Genomic DNA, 20,288 nt, shown 5'->3' with positions numbered 1-20,288 from the left:
CTGAAGTTTTCGCAGCCGTCGCCTTCGCGACGGACAATTCTGACACGGGTGTCTTCTGTGCCTTCTTGACGAATGCATGCAAGAGCACCATCTGTCTTTCTGACACTGTGAAGAGCACACGAACAATGCCGTTTGCAATGTCGCTGCGAACCTCCCACAGTCCACGGTCAAGCTTGCGAACCAGCGGCATACCCATTGGCCAACCAAACTGAACCGTCTTGAGGTCCGTCCCGATAGCCTTGCGATCCCCCACAGCAAGCGCTCGCAGGAACTCCCGCACCCGCTCCTTGCCTGTGTCGGTGACGAAAAACACGACAGACAGGAGCGGTTCCATTGACGCAACGTATCAAAAAAGATACGCATGAGAAAAGCATTCACGCGCATAGGTCGATGCGGTGTAATGGCCGGAACTCGTCGCGGTCGCCTCATTCATGTTCGAGATCTCAGTCGGGCTGCCATCCAGCCAAACTCGGCGCTGGTACGGCTCATCAGTTTGCTCACGTAGAGCACTTTCGACGATGTGTACGAGTACGGGTTTCTGTGCCGGATTCATGGCCGATACCCACACACAGATACGAAAAAGCCCGCAAATTGCGGGCATTTTTCGCCATATTGCCTGCCGATCTCCGCTTAACCGGAGACGGAGCAGACTGCTTGGCGGAGAGGGTGGGATGAATCAGAACAGCCTGAGGACTGTTCTGACCCTTCGGGCTTCGCCGCTGCGCGGCTCGTTTCAAAATGCTGTGCATTTTGTCGAACCGGCGGGTTCGTCCACACCACCGCCTTCACCAAAACGAAAAAAGACCCCGGTTGGGGCCTTTTTCGTTTTGGCGGAGAGGGTGGGATTCGAACCCACGGTAGGCTTGCACCTACTCTTGATTTCGAGTCAAGCCGATTCAACCGCTCTCGCACCTCTCCAAAACACGTTACGTACTTCAACAACCCGCCGCTCTGCGAGCGGCCTACTCTTGATTGACTCGCGCCTGCGGCGCTCGCCCTTCGGGTCGGCCTTCGCGCGCCCAGCCCTAATCGAAACTCAGACCAAGACGACGACCGACGATCTCGTAGGATTCCACCACGTTGCCGAGGCTCTGGCGGAAGCGGTCCTTGTCGAGTTTTTCGCGGGTCTCCGCGTCCCAGATGCGGCAACCGTCCGGCGTGAACTCGTCGCCGAGCAGCACCTTGCCGTCGCAGACACCGAATTCGAGCTTGTAGTCTACCAGCAGCATGCCGTGATCGAGAAACAGCTTTTTCAGGACATCGTTCACTTTGTAGGTGAGCTCTTTTGCGATAGCCACGTCCTCGAGCCGCGCCCACTTGAACGCGACGATGTGGGATTCGTTGATCATCGGATCGTGCAGCGGATCGTTCTTCAGAAAGAGTTCGAAAGTCGGCGGTTCGAGGTCGATACCCTCCTTTACGCCGAGTCGCCGGCAGATGCTGCCCGCGGCGATGTTTCGCACCACGCACTCGATCGGCATCATCTTCATGCGCCGCACCAGCGAGTCGTGCGCGTCCAGACGCCTGACGAAATGCGTGGGAATCCCGGCCGCTTCGAGTTTCTGCATGATGAAGGCATTGAACTGGTTGTTCACCCGCCCCTTGCGATCGAGTTGCTCGATCTTCTCGCCGTCGAAAGCCGAGGTGTCGTCGCGAAAATGCATGATGCAGTGGCCCGGATCGTCCGTGGCGTACATCGATTTCGCCTTGCCCTTCACAATCAGATCGCGCTTTTCCATGGTCCGGTCCCGTTGTAATTGATCAATGGGGATCAGGCGATGCCGAGCCAGTCGAAGCCCGATGCCTGATCCGCAAGGCGCAGCCCCTGCTCGCTCCCCAGCGCCTGCGAGAGCGCTGCCCAGGCTTTGCCGGGGGCGTTATTCTGTTCGCTGAGATGCGCCGCGACAAGATGCTGCAACGCCGATTTTTCCACGCTGTCGAGCAATCCCGCGGCTTGCGCATTGCTGAGGTGCCCGAACTCTCCGCCAACCCGCCGCTTCAGCGGATACGGATAGGGACCGTTGGCCAGCATTTCCTCGTCATGGTTGCACTCGAGCACCAGCGCATCGCAGCGCTGGTAGTGCTCGCGCACCAGCTTCGACACACTGCCGAGATCGGTGAGCACCCCGAGCCGGTGTGCGCCGTGACCGAGCACGAACTGGCAGGGCTCGCGGGCATCGTGGGGAACGGTCACCGGCAGCACATCGATGTCGCCGATGCGCTGGCTACGCTCCGACACCAGCACGGCGTGTTCGAGCTCGTGCAGGCGCGCGGCCTTGGCGGTACCGGCGCTGCTGTAGACCGCGATGCCGTAATGGCGCGCCAGTGCCGCAACGCCGCCGGCATGATCGGAGTGCTCGTGGGTGACCAGGATGGCGTCGAGATCGCGCGGATCCATGCCCCGCAGCGCCATGCGTCGCTCGAGATCGCGTCGTCCGAAGCCGCAATCGATCATCACGCACGTCGTGCGGCTGCGCACCAGCAAGGCATTTCCGGCGCTGCCGCTGCCGAGTGAGCAGAATTCCACTACGCGAGGTGCGCCTTGATCAGCCCGAGCAGAAACTCCGCCTCGCCGTCCTCGAATTGCTCCCCGTCGCCGCGGCGCACCTCGATCAGCACGCCATCCGCGGCTTTCTTCACCTCGACGCGATAGTCGCGGCCGATGGCGGGATTGTCTTCCTCGTCGTCGCCCCACCAGTTGAACAAACCCGAAAAGAACCCGCGTTTCTCCTCTTGCGTTTCGTTCGCCCCGAGCCCCGCATCGGGTGCCGGGGTCTTCCCGGGTTCGTATTTCACGAAATAGACCCCGGCATCGTGATCGAGATCCCGGACGGTGAATTCGGCATGCTCCAGTGCGCGCCCGAGCGAGGCCCAGGCCCGTTCATAGGGAAGCCGCAAATCGATTGCCGGCAGGTTCTCGGCGTCGCGCACGATGTACACCTTGTTCACGGTGCTGATGCCTTGTGCCAGCAGGCTCACCGAGGAATCGTCACCGGTATCGGCGAGGTATCCGGCGAGTTCCTTGACCATCCACGTTTCGCGCTCGGGATCCATCGAGCCGGTTTTCCAGTCCGGTGCGCGCGGTTCCTCGCCCTCGAGCTTGGTATAACCCATCTCCTGCACATAGACCTCGGTGCTGTTGCGCTGAACGCCCTGCTCGACCCGGTAACGGTATTTCTCGCGCCTGGTGCTATCGCTCTTGAACGTCAGCCACGCGGTTTCCATCACCCCGGTAGCGGCGTCCTCGCGCTCGATGCCGATGTGGTTCGAGATCAGGAACGCGCGGATGCGCGGCCACACTTCACCGGGGGCGCCATCGAGCAGAATCCACTGCTCCTCGCCGAGCTTCTGGATACGCACCACGTTTTGCTCCGGGTCACCGACCAGCGGCGCCGGCTTGGGCACCTCGAACTCCTTGCCGAGCAGCACGTCGGTGCGCTCGACCGGTATGGCATAGAGGTCTTCGATCGCCTCGGAATTGCTGCCCTCGGGAAGCTTCATCTGCGGGATGGTGCGGGCCTTGCGATACTCATCGCTCCGATCGCGGAATATGCCATCGTCACCCGTCAACCAGCCGCAACCGGAAACGGCCGTGCTGGTCAGTATCAACAGCATCATCGTCGGCAAAAATCGCATCGACTCTATCTCTCCACTAGGCTTCGCACGAGGCGAGCAAACCAAGATCGGCCAGGGCCGCGCGCACCCGCGCATGGAATTGCGGCGACAGGGGTGTGAGCGGCAACCGGATACCGGGCCCGATGAGGCCCATTTCCAGCAACGCCCATTTCACCGGGATCGGGTTCGACTCCACGAACAGGGCGCGGTTGAGCTCGGCGAGTTCGCCATCGAGCGCGCGGGTTCGCCGCGCATCGCCAGCGAGGGCCGCGCCGCAAAGCGCGGCAACCCGCGCCGGCGCAACATTCGCGGTCACCGAGACATTGCCCCGCGCCCCGCACAGCATCAGTTCCGCCGCCGTGGCATCGTCGCCCGAATACACAACGAACTCCGGCGCACAACGGGCCAGGATCTCCCGCCCGCGCTCCAGGCTGCCGGTGGCTTCCTTTATGCCGACGATATTCGGAACCGTGCTCAGGCGCAGCACCGTGTCGGGCAACATATCGCAGGCGGTACGGGCCGGCACGTTGTAGAGAATCTGCGGTATGTCGACGGCTTCCGCAATCGCACGGAAATGCCGGTACAGGCCCTCCTGGGTGGGCTTGTTGTAGTACGGCGTTACCAGGAGACAGGCGGCCACGCCCATTTCACGCGCCGCACCGGTGAGCTCGATGGCTTCCTGCGTCGAATTGCCGCCCGTTCCCGCGATTACCGGCAGCCGACCGGCGGCGAATGCCACGGTACGACGCACCACCTCGCAATGCTCCTCGACGTCGATGGTCGCCGATTCACCGGTGGTGCCCACCGAGACGATAGCCGCGGTCGAATTGGCGACGTGGAACTCCACCAGGCGCTCGAGTGCGGCCCAGTCGACACTCCCCGACTCGTGCATCGGGGTGACCAGCGCCACGATACTGCCCGAGATCATCTGAACACCCCGCCACGGAAAAGGCAGCAAGCATACTTTTGCGGCCGGGCAAGCTCAAGCAAAAAGCCGGAATTCCCGGCAATGCCGAAAATTACCGTTTTTGCGCCGCGCGCAATGCAGCGCGGCAATTGGCTACACTGCGCGCGGGTCATGATCGGGCGGGGAAAGAATCGGCATGAAGTGGTTCTGCTGCTTGCTGCTCGGTGTTGCCGTGCTGGCGCGGGCCGCCGGGGACGTGCACGTCGGCGCGCTGCAGGCAGGGGACGAAGCGCGGCTGCGCGAGCAGCGCCAGCTGATCGGCGACCTCGCGGCACTGCATCTCGGGCGCGGCCTGAACGGCGAGCGCGAGCGCGATCTCGACACGCTGCAACAACTGCTCGACCGGCGCATCCTCGGCCCCGGCCAGACCGCGGAACTCCAGGCGATGGGCGTCGTGATGGGCGATCTGCTGGCGCACGAACTCGATATGCACTGGGTGATCTACCGCGACGACGAGGGACGCAGCCGCGCGCTGCAGCTCGGATCCTCGGCGAATTTCCTGTTCCCCGTCACCATGATCTCGCGGCGGGTGGATGCCGGAATCCAGGTCAGGGTGCGCGAGGTCCACGATGCGGCCGTGGCCGAAATGAAACCGTGGATCAACAACCGTTACGCGCGACCGGCCACATCGCGCTAACAATCGCTGGCCTGCAAATCATTCGCGGCGGGCCCGGAGCCGCGCTCGACCGCACGCCGCGCAAGCGTCCTCCCGTCGCCCGGCGGCCGTGCAGCGATGCACGAAGGCTCAGAATTGCGCGGGGCGCAGCAGCGCGTCATGACCTCCATCGACAAAAAGGATCGAACCGCAGACAAACCGGGATTCCGCCCCGAGCAGAAAGTCCACCGCGGCGGCGACGTCGCACGGCTCGCCGATGTACCCGACCGGCACCGTGGCCGCGAACGCCTGCATCGCGGCGCCGTAGCGCTGGTCGGCCGCCACCCCGGTGCTCAGCGCGGTATTCACGATACCCGGCGCCACCGCATTCAGCCGTACGCCCTCCTTCGCCCAGGCCGGCGCGTTGCCACGCACCCAGCGCGCCACGCCCATTTTCGAGCCGGCATAGGCCACCTGGCCGTCGCATTTGTCGACATGCACGGCAGCGCCCTCCTCGTCACCCGCCAGCAGCAGATCGACAAATGCCGCATCGGCACTCATGGGCGCGGAATTCGACGAAATCACGACGACCGAGGCCGCACGCGCCGCCAGTGCATCGCGCAGACCTTCGATCACCTCGACCGCACCGAAGTAGTTGACCCGCGCCACCCGTGACGGCGGGTCGACATTGGGGCCGAGCCCGGCACACGCCACAAAGCCATCGAGCCCCTCCGGCGCGGCGGCGCGAATGCCAGCCACCGCGGCCCGGCGCCCCTCGGCGGTGCCAAGATCAGCAACCACCTCGGCATCACGGATATCCGCCACGATCATGCGATCGCCGCGCGCCTGGATCCGGTCCCTGATCGCGGCGCCAATTCCCGTGGCACCACCGGTCATTGCAAATACAGCCATGAATTCTCTCCCGCTCAGGATATGGTGAATCAGCCGAACGCGGCGCGCAGTTCCCCGGCAACCAGCAATTGCGCGGCGCGCCCGTCGTCGAAGACATCGGCCATCGAGACAAAGCCGTGGATCATGCCCAAGTAACGCTGCAGCCTCACTTCAACGCCCGCCGCACGCAGCCGCCCGGCATAGACTTCCGCCTCGTCGCGCAAGGGGTCGTACTCGGCGGTGATCACGGTTGCGGACGGCAACCCCGCCAGGCTCGCAGCATTTTCCGGGCAGGCATAGGGATCACGGCCCTGCTCCATGTCACCGAGATAATGCGACCAGAACCAGCGCATCGCGTCGGCAGTCAGGAAATAGCCCTCGGCGTTGTCGCGATAGGACGGCGTATCGAAGGCACAACTGGTTGCCGGGTAGATGAGCGTCTGGTGCCTGAGCGCCGGCCCGCCGAGATCGCGCGCGCGCAACGCGGTGACCGCCGCCAGGTTACCACCCGCACTGTCCCCGGCCACGGCGATTCGCGTGCCATCGGCACCGAGTTCCGCCGCATGCGCGGCGCACCACTCGAGTGCCGCATAACAATCGTCCGCCGCAGCCGGGTAGCGCGCCTCCGGCGCCAGCCGGTAATCGACCGAAACCACCACCGCCGCGGTATCACGGCACAGCGCACGGCACAACTCATCGTGCGTCTCGAGGCTGCACAGCACGAATCCACCGCCGTGAAAGAACATCACCAGCGGCAGCGGCCCCGACGCCTCCGGTGTGTAGATCCGTATCGGTATCTCGCCTCCCGGCCCGGGTATGCGCCGGTTCTCCACATCACCGACCGCCGTGGGATTCTCCGCCAGCGGTGCCAGCGGCACCTCGCGCATGGTCGAGATTTCCATCGCCCCGGAACCCGAAATGCCGGCCATGGACTCGTTGAGCAGTTCGATCATCGGCAAAACCTGCGGATGCAGCGGCATCGATCTATCTCCCCCTCCAGTTGTATTCGCTGGTCGGCACCACATCGATCTTGTCGAAATCGATAAAGCGCTGGCAGCTGTCGACCATGGCCTTGAGGTTGGCCGCGTATTTCGAGTCGTCATCCCCGGCGGCATAGAAGGCATGCGGGGAACTCATCGCGGCCACCGGAAAATTTTCCTCGATGATTGCATCGTAGTGGGGAGCGGCATAGCTGAGTGCGCGCACCACGACATTCTGCCGGTAACCGAAGGTCGATTGTGTATCGATCGCAACCCGGGTATGGCTGCCCTGCCATATCGTGATCCAGTCCGCGTAGCTCAGGCGCGGGGGTTTCTGCAGAAACACCACCTGGCACATGCCCTCGAGCCGCTCGCCGTCGCCCGGCAACCTCGCATCGGCCACGATCGGCTCCGATTCGCACACGAGGTAGGCGCTGTAACGGCCCACCTGCTCGCGGAACACCGCCAGGTAGCGCTCGCGCCACACCGCGCTGTCCACCCATACCGAGAGCATCGCGTCCATCGCCGGTCCGCTGTTCTGCTGGCGCAGGCTGGCCGCCGGCGCCACAGCGGCATCGACCACGCTGATCCGCAGGCGGCGCGCTCCGGCCTGCAGCAGTCCCTGGGCGACCGGACCGAGCAGGCGCTCGCGGAAGGCCTCAGAACCATCATCGGAGCGCTTCCACAACGGGAATATCATTTTTTCCATGAATAGCCTCCAGCGGCAGTCAAAGAGTGGAGCGGTATCATGACACCGGTAACGCGTGCTGCGAAGCCGCCACCCCTTCATTGTTGCCAAACTGCAATATACGCATCATGCCCTGCGCTTGGGGCAGACGCTGGAGTTTCAGCAAAATTCCCCCTGCATTATAGATTTAGGCATCTATACTGAGGTACTACGTGAGAATGCGGCGCGGAGTCCTCGCGGGCAGGGTTGCGCCATGGAAAGTCACGCAAAGCAATAAGGAGTCCCGCCCTTGAGCGCCCAGATCCATCCGCTGCGCTACCCGCGTCAATCCGAGTCCGTCCTGGTCCCGAGCCCTTTCGAGGGCGGCGATTTGATACTTGGTTACCTCGAACAACTCGGTGTCGAGTATGTGTTCGGGATCCCGGGTGGGGCGATCGAACCGTTCTACAACGCGCTCGCCCGCAGCGAGCGCCGCAACAGCATCCGCGCCGTGGTGGCACGCCACGAAACCGGCGCGGCGTTCATGGCCGAAGGATACGCGAGAAATACCGGGCGCCTGGGGGTGTGCTGCTCCACCACCGGCCCTGGTGCAACCAACCTGATCACCGGCGTGGCCTCGGCCTACGAAAACCAGATACCGATGCTGGTGATCACGCCGCAGACCGCACTCAGCCATTTCGGGCGCAAGGCACTGCAGGAATCGAGCGATACCGCGATCAACACGGTCGGCATGTTCCAGCACTGCACCCATTACAACACCCTGATCAGCCATATCGATCAGCTCGAGCACAAGCTCGCCTCCGCGATCATGACCGCCTTCAACTCGAGCGGCCCGGCGCATATCAGCATCCCGATCGATGTCCAGCGGGCGGCATTCGCGAACACCGAGCCCAGCTACAACCTGTCCACCCTGCTCACCCGCCCGGCCTGGAAGGACGAGACCGCGATCGATGCCTTCCTCGACCTGCTGCTCGGTAGCCGCCAGACGGTGTTCGTGCTCGGCAATGGTTGCCAGGAAGCGGCCGGGCTGATCCTGCGCGCCGCAATGACCCTGAATGCGCTGGTCGTCACCACACCCGACGGCAAGGGCCTGATCAGTCCGTTCCACCCGAGCTACCGCGGCGTGTGTTCCTTTGCGGGTCACGAAAGCGCCGACCAGGCCCTGCGCGACCCCAAGGTGGACCTGGTGGTCACAGTCGGCAACATGCTGAGCGAGTGGGGCAGCAACAATTGGGACCGCGAAACACTGCTCACCGGCCAGCTGGTGCACGTCGACTCCAACGAGGGCAACCTGACTCGTTCGCCGATGGCCCGCCTGCATGTACGCGGCAGCATCGACACCATCTTCGAGACCCTGGTGGCGGAGCTCGGCAGGCACGGGCGTCATGTGGGCAGCCTCGACCGCCAGGGCGCGGAGGACAGCGTGGTTGTCACCGCCAGCGCCAACAACGCCACCTCGATCCTGCCGTTCGAGGTCTCCGATTTCGAGAAATGCCTGGATACCTCCTGCCCGATCAAGCCGCAGTGGCTGATGACCAAGCTCACCCAGCTGTTTCCGCCCAACACCCGCTATCTGGCCGACGCCGGCAACAGTTTCGCCTGGAGCACCCATTATCTGCATCCCTTCGACCGTCGCGTCCTGGAACGGCGCAACAAGGAGCGTGGCGATCGCGGCCGGCGCAGCTCGCGCGGGGGGCTGTTCCAGGCCGGGTTCGAGTTCGCACCGATGGGCTGGGCGATCGGCAACGCGGTGGGCACCGCGCTGGCAAGCCCCGGCGACCCGGTGGTCTGCATCACCGGTGACGGCAGCATGCTGATGAGCGGACAGGAAATCACAGTCGCCCAGCAACTCGGGCTGCCGGTCGTTTTCATCGTGCTGAACGACGCCAGGCTCGGCATGGTCGCGCACGGTCAGCGACTGGGGGGAGCCGAAGAGATCGGTTGTACCCTGCCGCAGGTCGATTTCCGCCGCCTGGCCGAGTCGATGGGCATCCGTGCGTATCTGATCCAGACACCGCAGGACCTGCTGAATCTCAACATTCCGGCCATCTGCCAGCAGCGCACCCCCACGCTGCTCGATGTGCGCATCGACGCCCGGGAAACACCCCCTATCGGCAGGAGAATACAGGTATTGCAGGACATGTAATGCGGGCTGCATGTCCGGCCCCGGGTCGAGGCGACTGGCGCGACTCACCGGGACGACCGGAACGACCCCGTCAGCGGAACCAATGAAATGAGCAGACATCTTCCCGTTGCTTCTCTCGCGATGGCCATCGCCTGCAGCGCCAATTGCCTGGCGGCTTCCTCCGAAGAAGATTTGCTGCTGTCCTTCGGCGAGGAAGAGTTCGTCAGTATCGCCACCGGCCAGAAGCAATTGATCGCCAAGGCGCCGGCCGTCGCCTCGGTCATCACCGCCGAGGACATCGAAACCCTTGGCGCGAGCACCCTGGAGGAAGTGCTCGAAACCGTGCCCGGCGTCCACGTTTCGCTGTCCAGCACTTATCTTTCCCCGATCTATTCGATCCGCGGAATCTACACCGACAAGAACCCCCAGGTGCTGATGCTGGTGAACGGTGTGCCGTTGACCAACGCGCATTTCGGCGACCGCGGCGGGCGCTCGAGCTTCCCGGTGCGCGATATCGCGCGCATCGAGGTGATTCGTGGTCCGGGTTCGGCGGTTTACGGTGCCGACGCGCTGGCCGGCGTGATCAACGTGATCACCAAGAGCGCCGACCAGATCGACGGCACCGAGTTTGGCGTGCGTGCGGGCTCCTTCGATACCACCGAGGGCTGGCTGCTGAACGGCACCCAGTGGGGTGAACTCGAAGTCGCATTCTCGCTCCAGGCGCTCAGCACCGATGGCGACGACCGGCGGCGCGTCGGCTCCGACGCCCAATCGGTGTTCGATGCGGTGGCCGCGGGATTTTTCGCGCCTGTATCGCGCGCACCGGGACCGCTGGAAACCGGCAACCCCGAGGCCATCGACCTGCGTCTCGACCTGAAGTACCGCGACCTGCAACTGCGCGCCTGGAACTGGCGCCAGGACAACACCGGCGTCGGACCGGGGCTGGCACTGGCACTCGACCCCAAGGGTGGCGCGGACGGCGACAATTACCTGTTCGACCTCAGCTACCTGATACCCGATCTTGCCCCCGACACCACGCTCGAACTGCGCGCCGCGTACATGGACATCAACATCAAGACCGAGCAGACGCTGTTTCCGGCCGGCGCGGTGCTGCCGATCGGCGACGATGGCAACCTGAACATCAGCCAGTTCTCGCTGGTCCGGTTCAGCGACGGTTATATCGGCAACCCCGAGTTCTACGAGGAACACACCCGGCTCGACGCCATCCTCAACTGGAACGCGCTGGAAAAGCACAACATCCGCGTGGCGGCCGGCTACAACCAGCAGCAGGAATCCGGTCGCGAAACCAAGAACTTCGGGCTGGGCGTGCTGGACGTGCCCAACCGCAGCTGCACGCTGGCGCTGTGCGTGGTCGATGGCACCCTGAGCAACGTCAGCAATACGCCCTATGTATTCATCGAGGACCAGGACCGCGATGTCTGGTACGCCTCGCTGCAGGACCAATGGCAGATCGCCAACGACTGGAACCTGACCGCGGGCGTGCGCTACGACGACTATTCCGATTTCGGCTCGACCGTGAATCCACGGCTCGCGCTGGTCTGGGATACCGGCACCGACCTGACCACCAAGCTGCTCTACGGACGCGCGTTCCGCGCGCCCTCCTTCGCGGAACTGTTCGTGATCAACAACCCGGTCGCGCTCGGCAATCCCGATCTCGACCCCGAGATCTCCAACACCTACGAACTCGCGCTCGATTATCGCGCCAGCTTCGATCTGCGTTTCGGTTTCAACGTGTTCTATTACGATATCGATGACCTGATCAAGTTCGTGCCGGGCGCCAACGGTGCACAGGTCGCGCAGAACGTCGGGCAACAGGAAGGCAGCGGCTTCGAGCTCGAGACCGAATGGAAGCCGCGCGAGAACCTGCGCGTGATCGCCAATTATGCGTTCCAGAAATCGGAAGATGCCACGCTGAACGAGGATGCCGCGCGCGCACCGGAGCAACAGGCGTACCTGCGCGCCGACTGGCGCTTGCGCCAGAACTGGTCACTCACCGGCGAGCTGCACTGGGTCGCGCAGCGCAATCGCGAACCCGCGGATCCGCGTGATGACATCGACGATTTCACCCTGGTGAACCTCAACCTGGAACGCAGGAACCTCATGGAGCGGCTCGACCTCGGCCTGCGCGTGCGCAACCTCTTCGACCAGAACGCCAGCGAGCCCAGCCCCACCGAGGCCGTGCCGGGCGGTTCCCTGATACCGGACGATTTCCCGCTCGAGGGACGCAGCGTCTACCTGACCGCCCGCCTGCGGTTCTGAGGACGCAACGCATGGAACACAGCCGCGACACGCGCTTTGCCGCGAGAGTGCGCACCCGCATCTGGGAGGAAGCCGCCGACCCGGTCAATCCCTACCTCGCCGCCAGCGCACGCTGTCACGGCTATGCGCTGGAGGATATGGTCGGGCAACTGGACTTTGCCGACACCCTGTTCCTGCTGCTGCGCGGCGAATTGCCCGACGCCGCCGAAGCGCAACTGCTGCAGCGCTTCCTGGTCGCATTCTGCAATCCCGGGCCGCGCCACGCGGCGACCCGCGCGGTCATGAATGCCGCCGCCTCCGGCACCCGCAGCACCAGCCTTGCATCCATAGGGCTCGCAACGCTCGGCGGCGATCACCTGGGCAGCAGCGAAGTCGAGCGCTGCATGCATTTTATCGCCCGCCATCGCGGCACCGACCCACAGGCACTGGCCGCCGCCCTGCCCGGCGTCGCACCGACGCCGGGTGATATCCGCGTTGCTCCCGGGTTCGGCACCCTGTTCGGCGATATCGATCCGTTCGCCGCAGGACTCGCGGAACTGTTCTGTGCCACGGCCGTGGCCAACGGGGCGCTGGATTGGGGCAATCGTTTTGCCGCCGCCGTGCGTCCCGGCGGCAGTGGCTGGCTGGTGCCAGGCGTGGCGGCGGCAGTCGCCGGCGAACTCGGATTCGGACCCGCCGCGGGCGGCATGCTATACCAGCTGGCCTCGCTGCCCGGCCTGATGGCCCATGGACTCGAAATGGCCGGACAGGGAATCGCCGCCATGCCGTTCGTTCCCGATCAGCTCTACACGATGCTGGCACCGGGTGATTCACCTGCGGGGGCGCGCCAATGAGCGATACGCGCTTCTGGGATGCACGGCACGGGCGCATTCTCAGCCGCAAGGGCGGCTGGCAGATCGGGCGTGGCATCCGCGTGCAGGGTTTTTCGCTGCTCGATGACCTGGTGGGCAAGCACGGGTTCTTCGAGCTGCTGTTCCTGCACGTGACGGGCAAGTTGCCGGAACGACGGCTGGCGCACTGGATCGAAGGCAGCTTCATGTGCCTGTCATTTCCCGACCCGCGTATCTGGTGCAACCAGGTCGGGGCGTTGGCCGGCAGTGCCCGCTGCCCACCGACTGCCGCGATCAGCGCCGGCGTGATGGCCAGCGAATCCGCGCTCTACGGGCCCGGCGCCACGCGGCTGGCGTGCCTGTTCCTGCTCGAGACCCGCGCGGCACTCGTCGCGGGCGAGAGCCTGGAACGGTTCATGAGCCGCCGCACCACCCGCGCGGGGCGCGTCCGGGCGCCGGGTTTCTCGCGCCCGATCGCCAGTGGTGATGATCGCGTCGAGGCCCTCGCGCGCCTCTCGCGCGATCTCGGCTTCGAGGATGGCGAGCACCTGCAACTCGCGTGGCGGATCGATGGCTGGCTGCGCGAGCGCGGCGACAATGCCCTCAACATGCTCGGCTACGTGGCGGCGTTCCTGCTCGATCGCGGCATGGACATCGAACACGGACAGCGGCTCTACAGCCTGTGCGTCAATGCCGGTGTGCACGCCTGTTATGCCGAGGCCGCCGACGAACCGGCCGGCGCGTTCCTGCCGCTCGCCTGCGCGGATATCGAATATATCGGCGTCGGCGCGCGCGTGCTGCCTCGGAGCGTGGCGCCGTGAGCCGGGTGTCGCGGTTGCGCCTCGTGTTCGCGATGCTGTTGCTCGGCGGCGTGCTGCCAGTATCCGCCGCGGGCGCACCGGAGGCGAGTCGCGCGCAGCCGACACGCATCGCGGTGATCTATCCCCACGTGCGCGAGCCGTTTCGCTCGGTGTTCCGCGCCATCGCCGATGGCGCGGTCGCGGAAAACCCGGGATCGACCGAGGTTTTCGAAGTCGACACCGAGGACAGCGCGCAGGCCATCTCCGCGCGCCTGCAAGGTTCGCAGGCCAGTGCGGCGATCCTGCTCGGCAAGTATGGCCTGACGCTCAGCCGCAGTATCGACCCGCGCCTGAACCGCGTGGTGGGCGCGGTGTTCGCCGCACCGGACGAACTCCCCGACGGGGTCTACGCGACCTCGCTGGCCCCGTCACCGGGCAGCCTGTTCGGCAAGCTGCGCGAACTGGCACCGGCGGTGCAGCACATCAGCGTGATCTACGGCGCCGATTCGAATGACTGGCTGATCGAACTCGCGCAGACCGAGGTCGCCGCCAGCGGCCATACGCTCACGCCCATCCAGAAGGAAAACATCCGTGACGGCGCCAGTGCCTACCGGGCGCTGCTCGAGCAGCTCGAGCCGCCGCTCGACGCCCTGTGGTTGCCGCAGGCCTCGCCGTTCCTTGATGAAAAATCGGTGCTGCAGATGATCCTGCGGGCCGCATGGGACCGCAACATCGTGGTGTTCTCGAGCAATCCCTCGCATGTGCCCAAAGGCGCGCTGTTCGCGCTGTTCCCCGACAACACGGAGATGGGGCGTCACCTGGCGCGGCTTGCCGCCGACAGCGCTCCCCGCAGCGGCCCGCGGGTCGAGGCACTGGAACAACTAAACACCGCGATCAACATCCGCACCGCCGATCACCTGGGCCTCGGCCTGAACGCTGCCGATGCGCGTTTCGATATGGTATTTCCGAGCCGCTAGGCATCGGGAACGGAGCACACACTCATGCTAAAACGCGGAAAATTCATAAGCTCGATGAGCCTGCAACAGCTCATCGGCATCAGCTTTACGGCCTGCGTACTGCTGCTGTCGGTCACCTCGAGCCTGGTGATCTCCAAGCAATCCGGCGACACGGTGCAACGGCGCCTGCAGGACGAGGGCATGCGGTTGGTCGAATCGCTGGCCGGCCAGAGCACCCTGGCACTGCTCTACGGCGACGCCGGCTCGGCCGCCGAAGTCGCGAAGAGCTTCCAGGATTTCCCCGACGTGCACGGCATCGAGTTGCTGAGCGTGGGCGGCACCCGGCTCTATGCCATCGGCACCCTGCCCGAACAACCGCTCGCACTCGCCGTTCCCCGGCGCCCGGCGCTGGTTGCCGAAGGCAGCAACGACTGGACCTTTGCCGCACCGGTGTACTCGGGCCAGGGCAATGGCGACTCGCCGTTCGCGAGCGCCACCAGCGAGGAGCCCGAATTGATCGGCAGCGTGCGCCTGGTCATGTCGCGCCAGACGCTCTCCAGCATGCAATCCGAGATCGTCCGCGCCAGCCTGCTGGTCGCGGTGATGCTCTCCGCGATGCTGCTGGTGATCCTGCTGGCGATCACCGCGCGTCTCACGGTGCCGATCCGTTCCCTTTCGGCGATCATGCGCCGCGCGCAGGATGGCGAGAGCGATGCCCGCGCCACGCTCGAAGGCACGCGCGAGATCGTCAACATGCAGCAGGCCTTCAACACCATGATGGAGGTGCTGCAGAACCGCGAGGAAACGATCGCAGAGGCGCGCGACCGCGCGCTCGAGCAGGAAAAGGCGGCGCAACTGGCGCGCGACCAGGCCATCGAGCAGGAAAAAGTCACACAACAGGCGCGCGACCAGGCCATCGAACAGGGCAAGGCGCTGAAGATCGCGCGCGACCAGGCGCTGGAGTCCGCGCGCGCCAAGGGTGAATTCGCGGCTACCGTCAGCCACGAACTGCGTACCCCGCTCAACGGCGTGATCGGCATGCTGGACCTGATCTCCGACATGGAGCTCAGCAACAAGCAGCTCGACTACGTGCAGACCGCACGCAGTTCCGCCGACATGCTGCTCACCCTGATCAACGACATTCTCGCGTTCTCGAAGATCGACGCGGGCAAGACGACGCTGGAAGTGGTGGAATTCGAGCTGCGCGACAAGCTCGAGGAAGTGCTGGCGCTGGTCACGCCACAGGCCCAGAACAAGGAGCTCGAGCTGGCCTACGTGATCGACGAGAACATCCCGCTCAGCATTCTCGGCGATGTGCACCACCTCGGCCAGGTGCTGCTCAACCTGCTCGGCAACGCCATCAAGTTCACCGAACGCGGCCAGATCGGGGTCAGCGTCACGCTCACCGAGGACGATGGCGTCCATCTGCACCTGGCCTTCGAGGTCACGGACACCGGGGTCGGTATCGATCCCGCCGCCCAGCAGCAGATCTTCGATGCCTTCTCGCAGGCCGACAGCTCCACCACCCGTCGCTACGGTGGCACCGGGCTCGGCCTCGCGATCTGCCGCGAACTGGTGCGGCTGATGGGCGGCGAGATCGGTGTCGAGAGCGCGCCGGGCGCGGGCAGCCGCTTCCATTTCGAGCTGCCGTTCATCCGCACCCGCCAGGATACGGTGCAGATACGCGCGGCCTTGCCGCTCACGCGCACGGTGAGCGTGCTGCTGTGCGATGACAACGCGATGGTCTGCCGCTCGCTGGCGAACATGCTGCTCGGCGAACGCGTGCAGCTCAGCACGGTCGGGACCCTGGAAGAGGCGCAGCAGGCGCTCGAACAGGCCGCAGGCGGCCAGCGCTTCGACATCGCGATCATCGACGATGCGCTGGTGGAAAGTCCCGCGCATGCGCTGGCCGCGGCGCTCGCCGGCGGCGCCCGGCATATCGTGCGCCTCGGTGTGCGGGCGCGCCCGGATCCGAACTGGATACCGCGCGTCAGCGTCGCCCAGGCGCTGGGCAAACCGCTGCGCCGCAGCGCGGTGCTGGATTGCCTGCGCGCACTGCTCAGCGAGGGTGGCGGCACACCGCGCCAGGTACAGCGCAACCAGGGCCTGCAGGTACGCGAGAATTTCCGCACTTCGCGGGTGCTGGTGGTCGAGGACAATCGCGCTAATCAGGAAGTCGCGCTCGGCATGCTCGAGCGCCTCGGCTGCACCGTGGAGATCGTCGCCGATGGCCTGGAGTGCATCGAGCGGCTGCGCGAGGCGCACTTCGACCTGCTGCTGATGGATTGCCACATGCCGCGCATGGACGGCTTCGAGGCGACGCGCAAGATTCGCGAGATGGACACGCCCTACCGCGATGTTCCGATCATCGCGATGACCGCCAATGTGCAGAAAAGCGCGATGGAACACTGCCAGGCCGTCGGCATGAACGATTACCTGTCCAAGCCGATCAAGCTCGGGGTGCTGCGCGATGCGCTGAACCGCTGGCTGGTATCCGAGGACCGCGACGCGTCGTCGCAGCCCGAGGCACCCGAGTCGCGCGCCGGAAACAGCGTGATCGACATGACCTTCCTCGCGGAACTGCGCGAGCAGATCGGCGATGCGGTCGACCGCATGATCTCGCTGTTCCTCGAGGACCTGCCCGGTTATATCGAGCAACTGCGCGCTGCCAGCGCGGAGCACGACGTGGCGACGATCGGCAACGTTGCGCACACCCTGAAGGGCGCCGCCTCGAACATCGGCGCCGGTCGCCTGGCGCAGAAGGCCCTGCAACTCGAGGAAGAGGCGCGCAGCGGTACGCGCGGCAGTTGCGCCAGCCAGGTGTCCACGCTGATCTACGAAACCAACCTGGTGCGTCACGTGCTCGACGGCAACGCGGGTCACGGCGGCTCCACCGGCACGGTTGCGGTGGACCGGCGCGCCAGCCGCGAGCAGCAGTCACGGATCCTGATCGTCGACGACGACCGCGGTTCGCGCTTTGCGTTGCGCGAAACGCTGCTCGGCGAGGGCCACTCGGTGATCGAGGCCACGAACGGCCAGCAAGCGGTGGAAATCTGCCGCCAGACGCCGCCCGACCTGGTGCTGCTCGACGGCATGATGCCGGTCATGGACGGGTTCCAGTCCTGCGCGGTGATACGCACCCTGCCCGGCTGCGCGGAGATACCGGTGCTGATCATCACCGGCATGCACGACGATGTCTCGGTGGACAAGGCCTTCGCTGCCGGCGCCACCGACTACATCACCAAGCCGATCAACTACGCCGTGCTGCGTCGGCGCATCGATCACATGCTGCAGGCGCGCACCGCCGAGCAGCGCGTGCATCAGCTGGCCTATGTCGACTCGCTGACCGGGCGCCCCAACCGCACCAAGTTCAACGAGCACATGGAATCGCTGCTGGCCGACACCGGGCGCCAGGACAAGCAGTTCGCGCTGATGTTCCTCGACCTCAATGACTTCAAGCTGGTGAACGACACGCTGGGACACGAGGCCGGCGACTTGCTGCTCAAGTACGTCGCCGAGCGCCTGATCGGCTGCGTGCGCAAGGGCGACCTGGTGGCGCGCTTCGGCGGCGACGAGTTCTGCATCGTGCTCGACAACATCCGCTCCTACGACGTGGTGCGCAGCATCGCCGAGAAGATCAAGGAGCACCTGCGGCGTCCGTTCGTGTTCCTCGGCCGCGAGATGCTGCTCAGCACCAGCATCGGCATCGCGGTGTATCCGGAGCATGGCCGCGATGCGAGCAGCATGCTCAAGGCCGCCGACATGGCGATGTATCACGCGAAATCGGCCAAGAAGGGCTACGAATTCTACGAACCGCATCTCGAGTCGGCGAACCTCGAGCGCCTCGAGATGGAAAACGAGTTGCGCAATGCCATCGCGCGCCATGAACTGGTGGTCTACTACCAGCCCCAGGAGGATCTGGCCACGGGTCAGATCAGCGGCATGGAAGCGCTGATCCGCTGGCAGCATCCCCAGCGCGGACTGGTCAGCCCCGCGGCGTTCATCGAGCTGGCCGAGGAAACCGGGCTGATCGGAGACATCGGCCACTGGGTGCTGTGCACGATCTGCGCCCAGCTCAACGACTGGATCGACCGCGGCTTCGAGGCCCCGCGCGTAGCCATCAACCTGTCGCCGCGCCAGCTCACCAACCCCAACCTGGTGGCAACCTTTCGCGAGGTGATCATGGATGCGCGCCTGTCGCCGGATCGCATCGAATTCGAGATCACCGAGAGCGCCATCATGAGCCGGCCCGAGGAGATGATCGAGATGCTGCGCGAGCTGAAAGCCATGGGTTCGCGCCTGGCCATCGATGACTTCGGCACCGGCTATTCCTCGCTCAACTACCTGAAGCGCTTTCCGCTCGACTACATCAAGATCGACCGTACCTTCATCTCGGACGTGATGAGCAACCGCATCGATGCCGATATCGTGCGCACGATCATCGCGCTGGCGCAGGCGCTGGAGGTAAAGGTGATCGCGGAGGGCGTGGAGACGCCGATGCAGCGGCAGTTCCTCAAGGACCAGAAATGCCACTATGCCCAGGGCTTCCTGCTCAGCAAGCCGGTGCCGGCTCCCGAGATCGAGCGCAAGTTCCTCAAGCGCACCAACAACGCCAACCTGGTGCATTTCCCCAAGCAATGAGCCTGGGTGCTGCGGACGGCGTGCGCCGCGGCGTATGGCGGCGTCAGGCCGGTGGCGGACCGACCACCAGCGCCGCGTTGTCGACCAGGATTTCGGCACCGTTCACATAGCGTGATTCATCCGAGACCAGGAACAGCACCACGCTCGCGATGTCCTCGGGCTCGCAGAAGCGGGTGCTGTGCTGCGATATCGATTCGATCTCGGCGCGGGTCGCCTGGTCCTGCCCGGTGGCCACCTTGACCACCATCGGCGTCCTGACGCCATCGGGGTGCACCGAGTTGCAGCGCACCTTGTTTTTTGCCTCGCGGCAGTGCACCGCCACCGCCTTGGTCAGGGAGCGCACACCGCCCTTGCTCGAGCAATAGGCCGCCACGAACGGCACCCCGTGCATTGCCGCGATGGAGGAGATGTTCACGATCGCACCGCCCCCGGCACGCTCGATCGCCGGCAGCGCGTGCTTGCAGCCGAGAAACACCCCGTCGAGATTGACCGCATGCACCCGCCGCCACTGCTCGAGCGTGGTATCCACCACGCTGCCAAGCACCATCATGCCGGCGTTGTTGACCAGCCCGTCGAGACGGCCAAAACGCTCCTCGGCCGCGGCCACTACCCGGATCCAGTCTTCCTCGCTGGTGACGTCATGGCTCAGGAACAGGGCCTCGGTGCCGAGCGATTCGGCAAATTCGCGCCCGCCGCGATCCACCACATCGGTCAGCACCAGCTTCGCGCCCTCGCGTGCAAACAGCACCGCATCGGCACGGCCGATGCCACCGAGCGCACCGGTGATGATAACGACCTTGCCCTGGACTCTACCCATGATCATTGGCTCCGCATTTGTTGGTGAGGCGCACGCCGTGCGCGAAACCGCGGCATTAGAGCAGTTGTCGAGCGGCAGCGGCAATCGCGCTTGCGCTCATCCG

At 64.8% G+C, this 20,288-nt stretch carries 15 protein-coding genes, 1 tRNA gene and 1 pseudogene; 7 read left to right on the top strand and 10 right to left on the bottom strand.

Translation table 11 applies throughout. From position 1 onward, the window contains the following. Positions 1-19 precede the first annotated feature (19 nt). The 6 genes and pseudogenes from IPF49_16445 to IPF49_16420 form a co-directional block, all read right to left on the bottom strand. Positions 20-334, bottom strand: a pseudogene (locus IPF49_16445) (type II toxin-antitoxin system RelE/ParE family toxin). A gap of 494 nt (positions 335-828) precedes the next feature. After that, positions 829-918: transfer RNA gene (locus tag IPF49_16440), tRNA-Ser, on the bottom strand. 107 nt (positions 919-1,025) lie between these two features. After that, entirely contained in the window at positions 1,026-1,739 is a 714-nt protein-coding gene (gene purC, locus IPF49_16435) for a phosphoribosylaminoimidazolesuccinocarboxamide synthase (protein MBK6289189.1), read from the bottom strand. A gap of 32 nt (positions 1,740-1,771) precedes the next feature. Next, positions 1,772-2,527, bottom strand: coding sequence for an MBL fold metallo-hydrolase (locus IPF49_16430; protein MBK6289188.1), 756 nt, complete (start codon positions 2,525-2,527; stop codon positions 1,772-1,774). Then, positions 2,527-3,636, bottom strand: coding sequence for an outer membrane protein assembly factor BamC (gene bamC / locus IPF49_16425; GenBank protein MBK6289187.1), 1,110 nt, complete (start codon positions 3,634-3,636; stop codon positions 2,527-2,529). The genes IPF49_16430 and bamC overlap by 1 nt, the downstream gene beginning before the upstream one ends. A gap of 16 nt (positions 3,637-3,652) precedes the next feature. Next, positions 3,653-4,543, bottom strand: a complete 891-nt coding sequence (locus IPF49_16420) for a 4-hydroxy-tetrahydrodipicolinate synthase (GenBank protein ID MBK6289186.1) — start codon at positions 4,541-4,543, stop codon at positions 3,653-3,655. A gap of 175 nt (positions 4,544-4,718) precedes the next feature. Here IPF49_16420 and IPF49_16415 point away from each other — a divergent pair, with 175 nt between their 5' ends. Then, positions 4,719-5,219: a DUF3806 domain-containing protein gene (locus tag IPF49_16415; protein MBK6289185.1), complete on the top strand. Its 501-nt coding sequence runs from the start codon at positions 4,719-4,721 to the stop codon at positions 5,217-5,219. A 108-nt stretch (positions 5,220-5,327) separates the two neighbouring features. Here the strand turns inward: IPF49_16415 and IPF49_16410 are convergent, their stop codons facing one another. From IPF49_16410 to IPF49_16400, 3 genes are read right to left on the bottom strand one after another with little or no spacing between them, the layout of a single operon-like run. Further along, the gene (locus IPF49_16410) at positions 5,328-6,089 is read right to left on the bottom strand and encodes an SDR family oxidoreductase (GenBank protein ID MBK6289184.1); all 762 of its coding nucleotides are present in this window, start codon (positions 6,087-6,089) and stop codon (positions 5,328-5,330) included. Between the two features lie 29 nt (positions 6,090-6,118). After that, a complete protein-coding gene (locus IPF49_16405) occupies positions 6,119-7,021 on the bottom strand; it encodes an alpha/beta hydrolase (GenBank protein ID MBK6289183.1) in 903 nt (300 codons plus the stop codon). Positions 7,022-7,052: 31 nt separating this feature from the next. Continuing rightward, positions 7,053-7,757, bottom strand: coding sequence for an EthD domain-containing protein (locus IPF49_16400; GenBank protein ID MBK6289182.1), 705 nt, complete (start codon positions 7,755-7,757; stop codon positions 7,053-7,055). Between the two features lie 319 nt (positions 7,758-8,076). On the opposite strand from IPF49_16400, the gene IPF49_16395 reads away from it, so the two are divergent. From IPF49_16395 to IPF49_16370, 6 genes are all read left to right on the top strand, one after another. After that, complete coding sequence (locus tag IPF49_16395; GenBank protein ID MBK6289181.1) at positions 8,077-9,882, top strand: thiamine pyrophosphate-binding protein; 1,806 nt, start codon at positions 8,077-8,079, stop codon at positions 9,880-9,882. Between the two features lie 87 nt (positions 9,883-9,969). Further along, the gene (locus tag IPF49_16390) at positions 9,970-12,141 is read left to right on the top strand and encodes a TonB-dependent receptor (protein MBK6289180.1); all 2,172 of its coding nucleotides are present in this window, start codon (positions 9,970-9,972) and stop codon (positions 12,139-12,141) included. Positions 12,142-12,152: 11 nt separating this feature from the next. Then, on the top strand, positions 12,153-12,974 hold the full coding sequence (locus IPF49_16385; protein MBK6289179.1) for a hypothetical protein: 822 nt from the start codon (positions 12,153-12,155) through the stop codon (positions 12,972-12,974). Beyond that, positions 12,971-13,792 (top strand): hypothetical protein, encoded by an 822-nt coding sequence (locus IPF49_16380; GenBank protein MBK6289178.1) that lies wholly within the window; start codon positions 12,971-12,973, stop codon positions 13,790-13,792. The genes IPF49_16385 and IPF49_16380 overlap by 4 nt, the downstream gene beginning before the upstream one ends. Then, a complete protein-coding gene (locus IPF49_16375) occupies positions 13,789-14,748 on the top strand; it encodes an ABC transporter substrate-binding protein (GenBank protein MBK6289177.1) in 960 nt (319 codons plus the stop codon). The genes IPF49_16380 and IPF49_16375 overlap by 4 nt, the downstream gene beginning before the upstream one ends. Positions 14,749-14,772: 24 nt before the next feature. After that, positions 14,773-19,368 carry an EAL domain-containing protein gene (locus tag IPF49_16370; protein ID MBK6289176.1) on the top strand — a complete coding sequence of 1,532 codons (4,596 nt, stop codon included), beginning with the start codon at positions 14,773-14,775 and terminating at the stop codon, positions 19,366-19,368. Between the two features lie 43 nt (positions 19,369-19,411). Here IPF49_16370 and IPF49_16365 read toward each other — a convergent pair whose 3' ends face one another. Next, positions 19,412-20,185, bottom strand: coding sequence for a glucose 1-dehydrogenase (locus IPF49_16365; GenBank protein MBK6289175.1), 774 nt, complete (start codon positions 20,183-20,185; stop codon positions 19,412-19,414). Between the last annotated feature and the right edge of the window lie 103 nt (positions 20,186-20,288).

This window comes from Gammaproteobacteria bacterium (assembly GCA_016705365.1).
GTDB lineage: Bacteria > Pseudomonadota > Gammaproteobacteria > Pseudomonadales > UBA5518 > UBA5518.
Note: the sequence above shows the minus strand (reverse complement) of the source record. Positions and strands in the feature narration are given on the sequence as shown.

Bases quoted from the DNA above. Each gene is read 5' to 3' on its own strand.
- IPF49_16420 (MBK6289186.1), bottom strand. From the start codon at position 4,543: ATGATCTCGGGCAGTATCGTGGCGCTGGTCACCCCGATGCACGAGTCG.
- IPF49_16380 (MBK6289178.1), top strand. From the start codon at position 12,971: ATGAGCGATACGCGCTTCTGGGATGCACGGCACGGGCGCATTCTCAGC.
- bamC (MBK6289187.1), bottom strand. From the start codon at position 3,636: ATGCGATTTTTGCCGACGATGATGCTGTTGATACTGACCAGCACGGCC.
- IPF49_16410 (MBK6289184.1), bottom strand. From the start codon at position 6,089: ATGGCTGTATTTGCAATGACCGGTGGTGCCACGGGAATTGGCGCCGCG.
- IPF49_16365 (MBK6289175.1), bottom strand. From the start codon at position 20,185: ATGGGTAGAGTCCAGGGCAAGGTCGTTATCATCACCGGTGCGCTCGGT.
- IPF49_16390 (MBK6289180.1), top strand. From the start codon at position 9,970: ATGAGCAGACATCTTCCCGTTGCTTCTCTCGCGATGGCCATCGCCTGC.
- IPF49_16370 (MBK6289176.1), top strand. From the start codon at position 14,773: ATGCTAAAACGCGGAAAATTCATAAGCTCGATGAGCCTGCAACAGCTC.
- IPF49_16385 (MBK6289179.1), top strand. From the start codon at position 12,153: ATGGAACACAGCCGCGACACGCGCTTTGCCGCGAGAGTGCGCACCCGC.
- purC (MBK6289189.1), bottom strand. From the start codon at position 1,739: ATGGAAAAGCGCGATCTGATTGTGAAGGGCAAGGCGAAATCGATGTAC.
- IPF49_16415 (MBK6289185.1), top strand. From the start codon at position 4,719: ATGAAGTGGTTCTGCTGCTTGCTGCTCGGTGTTGCCGTGCTGGCGCGG.
- IPF49_16400 (MBK6289182.1), bottom strand. From the start codon at position 7,757: ATGGAAAAAATGATATTCCCGTTGTGGAAGCGCTCCGATGATGGTTCT.
- IPF49_16405 (MBK6289183.1), bottom strand. From the start codon at position 7,021: ATGATCGAACTGCTCAACGAGTCCATGGCCGGCATTTCGGGTTCCGGG.